General features: G+C 71.1%; 10 protein-coding genes. All 10 read left to right on the top strand.

Translation table 11 applies throughout. The features are described from left to right. Nucleotides 1-472, top strand: a 472-nt coding sequence (locus AC1DVZ_RS16200) for an OsmC family peroxiredoxin (RefSeq protein WP_477619235.1), incomplete at its 5' end; no start/stop codon positions are given. Beyond that, nucleotides 465-2,417 (top strand): oxidoreductase, encoded by a 1,953-nt coding sequence (locus AC1DVZ_RS16195; protein ID WP_477619234.1) that lies wholly within the window; start codon nucleotides 465-467, stop codon nucleotides 2,415-2,417. The genes AC1DVZ_RS16200 and AC1DVZ_RS16195, both read left to right, overlap by 8 nt. Before the next feature lie 82 nt (nucleotides 2,418-2,499). Next, on the top strand, nucleotides 2,500-2,856 hold the full coding sequence (locus tag AC1DVZ_RS16190) for a hypothetical protein (protein WP_477619233.1): 357 nt from the start codon (nucleotides 2,500-2,502) through the stop codon (nucleotides 2,854-2,856). Further along, complete coding sequence (locus tag AC1DVZ_RS16185) at nucleotides 2,853-4,025, top strand: MFS transporter (protein ID WP_477619232.1); 1,173 nt, start codon at nucleotides 2,853-2,855, stop codon at nucleotides 4,023-4,025. Before AC1DVZ_RS16190 ends, AC1DVZ_RS16185 begins: the two co-directional genes overlap by 4 nt. Nucleotides 4,026-4,028: 3 nt before the next feature. After that, the gene (locus AC1DVZ_RS16180) at nucleotides 4,029-5,651 is read left to right on the top strand and encodes an FAD-dependent oxidoreductase (RefSeq protein ID WP_477619231.1); all 1,623 of its coding nucleotides are present in this window, start codon (nucleotides 4,029-4,031) and stop codon (nucleotides 5,649-5,651) included. Between the two features lie 91 nt (nucleotides 5,652-5,742). Then, nucleotides 5,743-6,915, top strand: a complete 1,173-nt coding sequence (locus AC1DVZ_RS16175) for a CaiB/BaiF CoA transferase family protein (protein WP_477619230.1) — start codon at nucleotides 5,743-5,745, stop codon at nucleotides 6,913-6,915. A gap of 36 nt (nucleotides 6,916-6,951) precedes the next feature. Beyond that, the gene (locus tag AC1DVZ_RS16170; RefSeq protein WP_477619229.1) at nucleotides 6,952-7,794 is read left to right on the top strand and encodes a cyclase family protein; all 843 of its coding nucleotides are present in this window, start codon (nucleotides 6,952-6,954) and stop codon (nucleotides 7,792-7,794) included. Next, on the top strand, nucleotides 7,787-9,250 hold the full coding sequence (locus tag AC1DVZ_RS16165; RefSeq protein ID WP_477619228.1) for an MmgE/PrpD family protein: 1,464 nt from the start codon (nucleotides 7,787-7,789) through the stop codon (nucleotides 9,248-9,250). Before AC1DVZ_RS16170 ends, AC1DVZ_RS16165 begins: the two co-directional genes overlap by 8 nt. Continuing rightward, nucleotides 9,247-10,713, top strand: a complete 1,467-nt coding sequence (locus tag AC1DVZ_RS16160) for a dihydroorotase (protein ID WP_477619227.1) — start codon at nucleotides 9,247-9,249, stop codon at nucleotides 10,711-10,713. Before AC1DVZ_RS16165 ends, AC1DVZ_RS16160 begins: the two co-directional genes overlap by 4 nt. 17 nt (nucleotides 10,714-10,730) lie before the next feature. Continuing rightward, entirely contained in the window at nucleotides 10,731-11,588 is an 858-nt protein-coding gene (locus AC1DVZ_RS16155) for an HpcH/HpaI aldolase/citrate lyase family protein (RefSeq protein WP_477619226.1), read from the top strand. Nucleotides 11,589-11,666: the final 78 nt, after the last annotated feature.

The following is an 11,666-nucleotide window of genomic DNA, read 5'->3' as shown; positions in this document are numbered from 1 at the left end:
CCGAGCGGCCGCGGGCGTCGTGCGCCGGCGCGCGTCAGCCACGTGGCGGGGCGACCTGAGAGTGGGGGCAGGTACGACGTCACTCTTCTCGGGCGCCGTCGAGGACCTGCCCTTCTCCCTGCAGTCGCGACGGTCCGGGGACACCGAGGTGACATCTGCCGAGGAGCTGCTTGCCGCCGCACATGCGTCCTGCTTCGCGATGGCCCTGCGGGGCGCGTTGGACCGCACGTCGTCGGACAGCCAGGGCAGTGCGAGCAGCGAGGTCGTGGAGGTCCGGGCCACGTGCTCGCTTCGCATCGACGAGACGGGCTGGACGATCGAGGCGCTCCACCTGGACGTCTCCTCGTCGGGCATCGAGCAGGCGCGGCTGGAGGCTGCGGTCGCCCGCGCGGAGAGCACCTGCGCCGTGTCCAAGCTCGTCGCGGGTCGGGCACGTGTCACTGTGGCGACGGCGGCCGTCCGGGATGCCTGACACCACCGCCCGATACCCCCGGACCTTCAGCCCGGTGCGCATCGGCAACGTCGACCTGCGCAACAGGGTCTTCGTCTCTGCGCACACGACCAACTTCGCAGAGAACTTTCTGCCCACGTCACGACATGTTGAATACCACCGCCAGAGGGCTCGTGGCGGTGTCGGCCTCATCATCACGGAGCCGTTGCGTGTGCACGAGACCAGCCTCGGCCGAGCGGGCGGGCTGTCGGCCGACCGGGCAGGGCTCCCCGTCCTCAGGCGTCTGGTCGAGGCCGTCCGCGAGGAGGGAGCGGCGATCTTCACGCAGATCACGCACGCGGGCCGACACAGCGACAACGTCTTCCGACGCGCGGCGGCGTGGGGTCCCAGTGCGCAGCCCTGGCACGTCACGGGCGCTGTGCCGCACGCCATGACGCGGCAGGACATGCGGGTCGTGACGGAGGCCTACGTCCGGGCCGCACGCCTCGCGCTCGATGCAGGCTTTCAAGGTGTCGAGGTGCACTTCGGCCACGGACACCTGCTGCATCAGTTCCTCTCGCCACTGTCCAACACTCGCCTGGACGGCTACGGCGGGGCGGTGGAGGGCCGTCTGAGGTTCCCCCTGGAGGTGCTCGATGCGGTCCTGTCTGCCGTGGGGGACGAGCTGTTGGTCGGGGTGCGGATGAGCTGCGACGAGCTCACCCCCGGTGGGCAGGCCCTCGAGGAGGGAGTGGCACTGGCACAGCTGCTCTCCACGACTCGCGCGATCGCGTTCCTCAACGTCTCCGTGGCCGCGTACTCGGTGCCCTCGATCGGCCACCACGTCGCGGACATGAGTGAGGGCCACGCACCGTACCTCGCGCCGACCTTGGCCGTGGCCGGAGCGGCCGGATCCGTGCCCGTCCTTGCCGCCTGCCGGTACCTCGATCTCGACGACGTCGAAGGCGCGCTCGCCAGCGGCCTGCTCGCCGCAGTGGCCATGACACGGGCGCACATCGCGGACCCATACCTGGTGCGCAAGACCCTCGAGGGACGGGCCGACCAGGTGCGTCCGTGCGTCTCCTGCAACTTCTGCATCGGCGAGATCGGCGCCCACCGCCCCCTCACCTGCATGATGAACCCGGCAGCCGGCAAGGAGTCGACCTGGCCCGTGGTGCCCGAACCAACGCCCTCCCCACGGCGAGTTCTCGTCGTCGGTGGCGGCCCCTCAGGTCTGGAGGCGGCCAGGGTTGCGGCTGAACGCGGCCACGAAGTGACCCTGTGGGAGTCGTCCGAGGACGTGGGAGGTCAGCTCCGTACCGGCCGGCGAGGCGTCGGGCGGGGGGAGCTCGACCGGCTGGTGAGGTATGAGCGCACTCAGCTCGCGCGTCTCGGGGTCGAGGTCTGCACGGGTTTCGAGGCCACGGCGGCAGCGGTGCCCGCCCACCACGCCGATGTCATCGTGGTTGCCACCGGCTCCGAACGACAGCCGGTCGATGTCGATGGATGGGGTGCCGCTGTCACTGTCGATGACGCCTTGTCGGGCCACGACTGGGCGGGGCGGATGGTGGTGCTTCTCGACGGGGAAGGATCGTGGACCACCGCGTCCGTCGCCGAGACCCTCGCGCGCGGCGGAGCAAGGGTCCACGTGGTGACCGCGGCGTCGTCGCCGTTGTGGGGTGTCTCCGAGTACAGCCGCATGACGGCGCTGGAGCGCCTGCGTGCTCTCGAGGTCCAGTTCTGGACCTGTGCCTCGGCACGGTTTGCAGACGGCGCCGCGGTGGTCAGCTCCAGCTTGGTGGACGCGACGATCCGCATCGGCCCCGTCCATGACGTCGTGGTGGTTGAGCACCCGACGGCCCGCGGCGGTCTTGCGGAGACTCTTCAGGCGCTGGCCGCGGAGGTGCATGTCATCGGCGATGCCTCCGCGCCACGGAGCCTGCTGGAGGCCATGACCGAGGGACACGCCCTGGGGCGTGCCCTCTGAGTCCACCGAATCGGGTGCACGCCCGAGGACCTGCCACGACGACAGCCGACGAGAGATCCCCCACCAGAGAAAAGAGAGATCGATGGCCCGCAAACTGGTTCTGCTCACCTACAACATCAAGCCCGGCAGCCGGATCGAGGAGTACGAGGAGTACACGAGGACAGTCGACTACCCGGCGTTCCGGCAGAACGACCGCATCCACGACTACGCCAACTACGTTGTTCGCGACACGGTCCGCGGCGAGCCGGAGCGGTTCAGGCACTTCGACCTGATGTTCGTGGACAGCCTGGACGCGTTCGATGCGGACGGCAAGCTGCACTTCGGCGACCCGATGATCCTCGAGCATGCCAAGCGCTGGCGCGAGAAGTGGGGCACTGACCCGGCCACCGGGTGGAACGCCAACGTGACGATCTCGTACGCGGACGAGATCCACGGATGAGGAACCCCGAGCGGGCGGGTCCGGAGCGCGGGTGCTCGCCTCGCCGCGCCACCGGACTCGCCGTCGCGCTCGGGGTCGTCTACATGACTCCCGTCTTCTTCGCGGGAGCGCTCAGCGTCCAGATCCGCGGTGAGCTGCGGCTCGACCGCTCGACCTTCGGTCTTGCCGTGAGCGCCTTCTTCGTCGCGGGAGCCCTGCTCATGCCGGTCTCGGGCCGGGTGGTCGACTGGATCGGACCTCGCGCGTCCTACCGGACGTCGGCCCTGCTCTCCCTGGTCGGGCTGATCGTGATCGGCGCACTTTCCCGCTCGGCGGTCACGTTGGGCGCCGGGCTCGCAATCGCGGGCGCCGCCTCCGCCATCGGCGCCCCGGCGTCCAGCACCCTCGTGGTCCGGCTGGTCCCTCCGGGGAGCCACTCGGTGGCGTTCGGACTCGAGCGGTCCGCGATCCCCTTTGCCACGCTGATGGCGGGCCTGGCCGTCCCGACCCTCGGCACAGTCATGTCCTGGCGAGGGATCTTCGGCCTGGCCGCCGTGGCCACCGCGGTGCTCGTGCTGGCGCCACTTCCGTGGGTCGCGCCGCCGGTCCGGTCGCGCGACCTCGGGGCTGCAGTGATGTCGCGACGCCCGCTCCTGCTGGCCGCAGCGGCCTTCGCGATGGTCTCGGCCTCGGCGACCGCCCTCAGCACCTTCTTCGTCGACTTCGGCGTGTCCCGCGGCCTCTCGCCCGGCATGGCGGGAACGCTGCTGGCCCTGGGGAGCGGATCGGCCATCGCAGCCCGGCTGCTGCTGGGGTGGAACGCGCCACGTTCGCACGGCATGGCAGCCGTGTCGGCGATGATGCTCATCGGCTCCCTGGGCTACTTCCTGCTCATCCCCGACGTCGCGTGGCTGGTTCCGGCAGGCGTCGTCGTGGCGTATGCCGCGGGTTGGGGCTGGACCGGGATCCTGTCCTTGGCCGTCGTGTCGGCCTATGCACGAACACCCGGTGCGGCGACCGGCACCGTGCAGGCCGGTGGAGCTGCGGGAGGCATCGTCGGTCCCGTCCTCGTCGGCTCCCTGGCCGAACACCTCTCGTACCAGCACGCGTGGGGTGTTGCGGCGCTGCTCGTGGTCGGCGGGTGCCTGCTCCTGCTCGTGGAGCCGGCGACCCGGCAGGGACGGTGGTGACCCGTGCGTGACCACTGCGACGTCCTCGTCGTCGGAAGCGGGGCCGCAGGACTCTTGGCGGCCTGCCGGGCCGCTGACGCCGGACACGACGTGGTCCTGCTGGAGCGGTCGTCGCTGCTCGGGGGGACGACAGCGACCTCAGGTGGCGTGCTCTGGGTCCCAGCCAGCGCGCCGATGCTCGCCGCTGGGTATCCGGACTCCCGCGCGCGTGCTGTGGAGCACCTGCTCGCCGTCACGCGCGGAACGGTCCCGCAGGAGAAGTTGGACTGGTTCGTCCGCACGGCGGGACTGGCGGTCCGTTACCTGCACCGGCGAACCGCCGTCCGCCTGGTGCCGCTGGCGCGGGCCGACCACCACTGGGACCTGCCGGGCGCGGCCGCCGGCGGACGGGCTCTGGACAACCTGCCGTTCGACACGGCAGCGCACCCTGAGCTGGTCGGGGTCCGTCCGGCCACCTACCTGCCCGAGCTGACCATGGTCGAACGCGAGTCCGGTCTGCCGCCCGGGGAGGCTGCTGCGGTGCAGCAGGCACGACGCGCGGCCGGGGTGCGCACCATGGGGGGCGCTCTCGTCGGGGCACTCGCGGCAAGCGCCCTTGCGCGGGGGGTGCGGCTGGTGCCTGACACTCGGCTGGTTGCGCTCGACCGCGGGCCCGACGGCGCGTGGCGGGCCGTTGCCGGGAGTGACGGAGCGCAGCGGGAGGTCGCGGTGGGGGTGGCAGTCGTCCTGGCCACGGGCGGCTTCGAGTGGGACCAGGACCTGAGGGACGAGCACGTAGGGGCGCCCCTGCTCCCGATCGGCGCGCCGGGCAACCAGGGCGACGGGCTGCGAATGGCGCTCGCCGCCGGTGCGGCCGTGGACCAGCTGGGCACCTGGTGGGGGGCTCCCGTGCTCCAGGACCCGAGTGCCCACTACGACGGCCGGCCGACGGGCCGCATGGCGAGCGTGGAGCTTGCGGCGGCTGGCGCCCTGCTCGTGGATCGTGCCGGTCACCGGTTCGTCGACGAGTCGGCCAACTACCACGACGTCGCGCACGCCATGGCGCAGACCGACCCGGCCTCGGGCGAGAGCCTGCACGCGCCGACCTGGCTGGTCTACGACGCCGCCTGCGCACGGCGGACGTCAGTCGCCGGCCTTCCGGCGGGGACCGCGCCATCGTGGGCCCGGGCGGCACCCACGCTTGCCGACCTGGCCCGCCGGACCGGCATACCGGAGGACGCTCTCGTGGCGACCGTCGCACGGTTCAACAGCGGAGCTCTCCAAGGGCATGACCCCGACCACGGCCGCGGACGGGCTCCGGCCGCCTCGGTGGTCGGTGGCGCCGGCCTGGCGCCCCTCACCGAGCCTCCGTACGTCGCCGTCCCGATTCTGGTGGGGACGCTCGGCACGAGCGGCGGCGTGGTGACCGACGCGCACGCCCGTGTCGTCGATGGCAACGGCGACGTCGTCCGGGGCCTGTTCGCGGCCGGGAACGTCGCCGCGACGGTCTTCGGCGGGACCTACCCGGGCGGCGGAGCTTCCCTGGCCCTGGCGGCGGCTCGCGCCTACGCCCTCGGGGAGGCCCTCGCCGAGGCTCCGGACCCCGCCATGACCCCGTCTCCGTGGTCATCCGCGCCTTCCCGTTGACCTCCGGCTGACGGCCAAGTAGTCTACTGAGCGGACCGGCGTTCTACTGAGCGGAACAGGAGTGGACGTGACAGAAGGCTCATTGCGTGGCTTGCGCGTCATTGACGCCTCCACGATCCTGGCCGGTCCGCTGTGCACCCAGATCCTCGGAGACCATGGTGCCGAGGTCATCAAGGTCGAGCACCCGCTGCACGGCGACGGCATGCGAGGCCACGGAGGAGCCAAGAACGGCGTGCCCCTCTGGTGGAAGGAGATCTCCCGCAACAAGCGCACCATCGGCCTGAGCCTGTCCGACGCCGGTGGCGCCGAGGTGTTCCGGCGCTTGGTCGCGACCGCAGACGTCCTGGTCGAGAACTTCCGGCCGGGCACGCTCGAGCGCTGGGGCCTGGCGCCCGAAGACCTGATGCGGGTCAACCCCGGCTTGGTGGTGGTCCGTGTCACCGGCTTCGGCCAGGAGGGCCCGTATGCCGGGCGCGCCGGCTTCGGGACGTTGGCCGAGGCGATGAGTGGCTTCGCGCACCTGACGGGGGAGGCGGATGGGCCGCCCACCTTGCCGGCCTTCGGACTGGCCGACAGCATCTGCGGCATCGCGGCATCCTCGGCGACGATGATGGCGCTGTGGGCGCGGGCCGCGAACGGGGGCCGTGGCCAGGTGGTCGACATCGACCTGCTGCGGCCGATCCTGACCGCAGTCGGTCCCGGGCCGACCGAGTATCAGCAGCTCGGCGTCGTGGGGCAGCGGCACGGGAACCGCTCGACCAACAACGCGCCCCGGAACACCTATCGCTGCGCCGACGGCTCCTGGGTTGCGATCTCCACCAGCGCCCAGGCCGTGGCGGAGCGGGTCATGCGTCTCGTCGGCCACCCTGACGTGATCGACGAACCCTGGTTCCGGACCGGCCGACAGCGTGCGGACCACGCCGACTTGCTCGACGACCTCGTCGGCGGCTGGGTGGCCAAGCGAACCCGTGACGTGGTTCTGGCCGACTTCGTTGCCGCGGGTGCCGCTGCCGCACCGGTCTACGACGCGGCGGACCTCGCGGCCGACGAACACGTGCGCGCCACCGGCATGCTGACCACCGTCGCCGACGAGGATCTCGGCGAGGTGCTGATGCACGGGCTGATGTGGCAGATGTCCGAGACGCCCGGCCAGATCCGCTTCACCGGACGTGCCCCGGGCGCCGACACCGACGACATCGTCCGCGAGCTGGGTCTCGATGACGCCACCGTCGCCGACCTGCGCAGCCGAGGGGTCATGCGATGACCCCTCTGACCATCCACCGACCTTGAGGCGATCGACATGACCACCAGCGCCACCCATACAGACCCGCTCCTGGCTGCCGTCCGGGCCGGAGTCGACGTCTACGACCTGGGTCGCCCCTTGTCCGTCGGGATGCCGCAGTCCCCGAACCACCCGGCGTTCTGGCACGCGCTGCCGCGCCGACACGGTGACATGGTCCGTGCCGATGGCGGTTCGGCCGCCAACGACCTCATCACCATGGGCACGCACGTCGGGACCCACATCGACGCCTTCGCCCACGTGTCTCATGACGGTCGGCTGATCGACGGCAGCGACGCCCACGAGGCCGGGCGCGGGGGACGGTTCATCGAGCTCGGGGCGCACACGATCCCCCCGTGCCTGCGCCGGTGCGTCTTGTTGGACGTCCCACGCGCGCTGGGGATGGGCGACGGGTGCGTGGCGGGGTACGAGATCACGGTCGACGACCTCGTCGAGACGGTCGAGCGGCAGGGCACACCGCTCGCCGAGGGCGACGTCGTCCTGATCCGCAGCGGCTGGGGCCGCCACTTCGACGCACCCGACCGCATGACCTATGTGGGGCGCGAGACCGGCGTGCCGGGTGTCGGCGAGGCGGCCGCCATCTGGCTGGCCGACCACCGGCCGTTCGCCGTGGGCGCCGACACCATCGCGTTCGAGCACCTCCCAGCGGGCGCGGGCCACAGCGTGCTCCCGGCGCATCGGGTGATGCTGGTGGAACGAGGCGTCTACATCATCGAGGCCATGGCGCTCGAGGACCTGGCCGCCGCCGGCGTCCACGAGGCGACCATCGTCCTCTCGCCGATGCCCGTCTTCGGTGCGACCGGCGCCCCGGTGCGGCCCCTGGTGGTGGTGGGGCGTGACTGACATCGCGGCTGCCACCCTTGCTGCCGGCCTCGCGTCGTTCGCGATCCGCGCCGACGAGGAGGGGCTGCCGCCCGAGGTCCTGGTCAGCGTGCGCCAACGGGTTCTGGACGTGCTCGGCCTCTGCGTGGCCGCCCAGCGACTCCCGACCAGCGGGTTCGCCGCGGACTGGGTCACCTACCAGGCTGGCCGCGAGGAGAGTCACGGGGTCGGGCTGCCCCAGCGGTTGCCCGCCGCCTCCGCCGCCTTCCTCAACGGCGTGCTGGCCCACTCCCTGGACTACGACGACACCCATCTGCCGTCGGTCCTGCACCCCAGCGCCACCGTCGTCCCCACTGCACTCGCCGTGGCGCAGAGCTGCGGGGCGAGTGGGGCCCGCACCGCCACGGCGATCGCGGTCGGCATCGAGGTGGCCGTCCGACTCGGGATGGCCGGCTACGACGTGGACCTCGGCAACTCGGTGTTCTTCGAGCACGGACAGCACGCGACCTCCATCTGCGGGGCCATGGGGGGCGCGGTCGCGTCGGCCCTCCTGATGGACCTGGGCGAGGAGGGGGTGGTCAGCGCTCTGGGCGTTGCGGCGTCCATGGCGTCGGGGATCATCGAGGCGAACAGGACGGGCGGGACGGTCAAGCGGCTCCACTGCGGGTGGGCCGCTCACTCCGCGGTGTCGGCGGCTCAGCTGGTTGCGCGCGGATTCACCGGGCCGCCCACCGTCCTCGAGGGCCGGTTCGGCTTCTTCGAAGCCTTTCTGCGCGGCGAAGCGCGGGTGGAGGCGGTGCTCGACGGACTGGGGGAGACCTGGTCGGTGCCCGGGATCTTCTTCAAGCCCTATCCGGCCAACCACTTCACCCACGCCGCCATCGACGCCGGAGCAGCGCTGCGGGAGAGAGGGGTGCCCCTCGAGCGAGTGCGCGCGATCGAGCTGCGCGTCCCCACCGCCGTCATCCGCACGATCGGTCAGCCCATAGAAGAGAAGCGGGCCCCCACCACGGGCTACCAGGCCCAGTTCAGCGGTCCGTATGCCGTGGTGGCCGGACTCCTGGGCGGGTCGGGACTCGGTGTGGGACTCGACGACTTCACGGACGAGCTGGCGCAGGACCAGTACCGCCGCGAGCTGATGGCCCGGGTCAGCGTCGTGCCTGACGACCGGTGCGACGAGATCTTCCCGCACCAGTTCCCGGCCGTGGTCCGCCTGTGGACCGATGACGGCGAAGAGTGGACCGAGGAGGTCCTCGCCAATCGGGGCGGTCCCGCACGGCCGCTCAGCGAGGCCGAGCTCTCGCTCAAGTTCGCGACCAACGTGGCCGACTGGCTCGAGCCGGCGGATGCCGACGAGGTGCGTCGGCAGGTCCTGAGGCTGGAGCAGCTGGACGACCTCGACGCCGTCATGACGCCACTCACCCGACTCATCCGTCCGACCACCATCGAACCCTCTACCGCTGGGAGCTCCCTATGACCGACTACGACCTCCTGATCACCGATGTCCAGGTGGTCCACCACGACCACGCCGAGCCGTTCCGCGCGGACATCGCCGTGCGCGACGGTGTGATCGCGCGAGTCGCGCCGGACATCGACCGGTCGCTTGCCTCAGAGGTCGTCGACGGTGGCGGCCAGCTTGCCTTCCCCGGCGTGGTGGACGCCCATCAGCACTGGGGGATCTACAACCCCTTGGRCGTCGACACCGCGACGGAGAGCAAGGCGTGCGCCCAGGGTGGCGTCACCACGGCCATCACCTACATGCGCACGGGCCAGTACTACCTCAACAAGGGTGGCGCCTACTCGCAGGTCTTCCCCGAGGTTCTCGAACTGGCGGCGGACCGCTCATACGTCGACTACGCCTTCCACCTCGCGCCGATGATGCGCGAGCACATCGAGGAGATCCCCTCCCTGGTGCAGGACCACGGGGTGACGTCGTTCAAGATCTTCATGTTCTACGGCAGCCATGGCCTGCACGGCCGCTCGAAGGACCAGAACAGCTTCCTGATGATCCCGGAGGGCGAGCGTTACGACTTCGCCCACTTCGAGTTCGTCATGCGCGGCATCCAGGCGGCACGCGAGAAGATGCCGGAGATCGCCGACGAGATCTCCCTCTCGCTGCACTGTGAGACCGCCGAGATCATGACCGCCTACACCAAGATGGTGGAAGAGGAAGGGGTGCTGACGGGACTTGCGGCCTACAGCGCGGCCCGGCCGCCGCACTCCGAGGGGCTGGCGGTGAGCATCGCGGCATACCTCGCGCACGAGACCGGCCTGCCCACCATCAACCTGCTGCACCTGTCCGGCTTCAAGGCGGTCGACGCCGCGCTGCGGATGTCCAAGGCGTTCCCGCACATCGACTTCCGCCGCGAGGTCACCGTCGGGCACCTGTTGGCAGACGTCGACACGGCCAGTGGCATCGGCGGCAAGGTGAATCCACCGATCCGCCCGCGGGAGGACGTCGAGGCGCTGTGGGAGTTCGTCCTCGGTGGTGACATCGACTGGGTGGTGAGCGACCACGCATGCTGCCGCGACGAGCAGAAGTTCGGCGATCCGCGTGATGACGTCTTCCTCGCGAAGTCGGGCTTCGGCGGCGCCGAGTACCTGCTGCCGGGGCTGGTCAGCGAAGGGCGCAAGCGAGGGCTGGGGCTCGACCGCGTCGCGGCGCTCACGAGCTGGAACCCCGCGCAGAGGTTCGGCCTGCGTACCAAGGGCGCCATCGCCGAGGGCTTCGACGCCGACATCGCGCTCGTCGAGGACCGGCAGTGGACCGTGCGTGCGGAGGACTCCGAGTCCTCGCAGGAGTACACGCCGTTCGAGGGCTTCGAGCTCGACGCTGCGGTCACTGACACCTTCGTGCGCGGTCACCGTGTCCTCGAGGCGGGCAAGGTCGTCGGAAGCCCCACCGGCCGCTACCTGCGCCGGCCCACGAGTCGGGCCTGAGCCCAGGGGCCGGTCCGATGGCTACGGTGGCGCGTTCCTACCTGTACGTGCCGGGCGACCAGCCCGACAAGCTGACGCGAGCGGCGTCCCGGGGAGCCGACGCTCTCCTCGTCGACCTCGAGGATGCCGTGCTGCCGGCCCGCAAGGGCGCGGCGCGGGACACGACTCGCGCCTGGCTGGAGAGCACGATCGGCTCCGCCGGGCTGCCTGAGCTGTGGGTGCGACTCAACGCCGACGCGGTGGAGGAGGATCTGGCCGCCGTGGTGCTCCCGGGCCTCACCGGCGTGGTCGTGCCCAAGGCCGAACCCGCCCTGCTCCGACGCGTCGACGAGGCGCTGCGCGCCGTCGAGCGTGAGGTCGGGCTGGTGGAGGGAGTCACGCGGTTGATCCCCATGGTGGAAACGGCGCTGGGCGTCCTGCGCGCAGAGGAGGTGGCGGCTGCTCCTCGGGTGCTGCGACTCGGGATCGGTGAGGCCGACCTCGCGGGCGCGCTCGGCCTGCGGCCGGGGCCGCAACGCGAGGAGCTCTGGCACATCCGGTCTGTGCTCGTGCTGGCCTCCGCAAGCGGTGGTCTGCTGTCTCCCGTCGGCCCGGTGGAGCTCGCGCTCGACGACCCGGACCTCCTCGAGGAAACGACGCAGCTGTTGCTGCGTCAGGGTTTTCGCGCCCGGACCGTCCTCGCGCCGAGGCAGCTGGACGTGGTCCATCGGGTGTTCACGCCGAGTGCCGACGAGGTGCGGGAGGCCTACAGGGTCCTACGGCTGCTCGAGGCCAGCGCGGCCCAGGGTTCCGGCGTCGCTGTCGACGACGACGGCAGGTTCATCGATGCGGCGACCGTACGCAGCGCCCGTGAGGTGCTCGCTCGTGCCCGATGACCCGCTCCCATCAGTGGGGCGACGCGACGCGCCTCCTTCATGTCAAGCGGCGAGACGCAGGGGCCGAACCCCTTGACC

The sequence above is a fragment of the Pedococcus sp. P2_E5 genome (genome assembly GCF_056403895.1).
Note: the sequence above shows the minus strand (reverse complement) of the source record. Positions and strands in the feature narration are given on the sequence as shown.

Bases quoted from the DNA above. Each gene is read 5' to 3' on its own strand.
- AC1DVZ_RS16190 (WP_477619233.1), top strand. From the start codon at position 2,500: ATGGCCCGCAAACTGGTTCTGCTCACCTACAACATCAAGCCCGGCAGC.
- AC1DVZ_RS16195 (WP_477619234.1), top strand. From the start codon at position 465: ATGCCTGACACCACCGCCCGATACCCCCGGACCTTCAGCCCGGTGCGC.
- AC1DVZ_RS16185 (WP_477619232.1), top strand. From the start codon at position 2,853: ATGAGGAACCCCGAGCGGGCGGGTCCGGAGCGCGGGTGCTCGCCTCGC.
- AC1DVZ_RS16170 (WP_477619229.1), top strand. From the start codon at position 6,952: ATGACCACCAGCGCCACCCATACAGACCCGCTCCTGGCTGCCGTCCGG.
- AC1DVZ_RS16155 (WP_477619226.1), top strand. From the start codon at position 10,731: ATGGCTACGGTGGCGCGTTCCTACCTGTACGTGCCGGGCGACCAGCCC.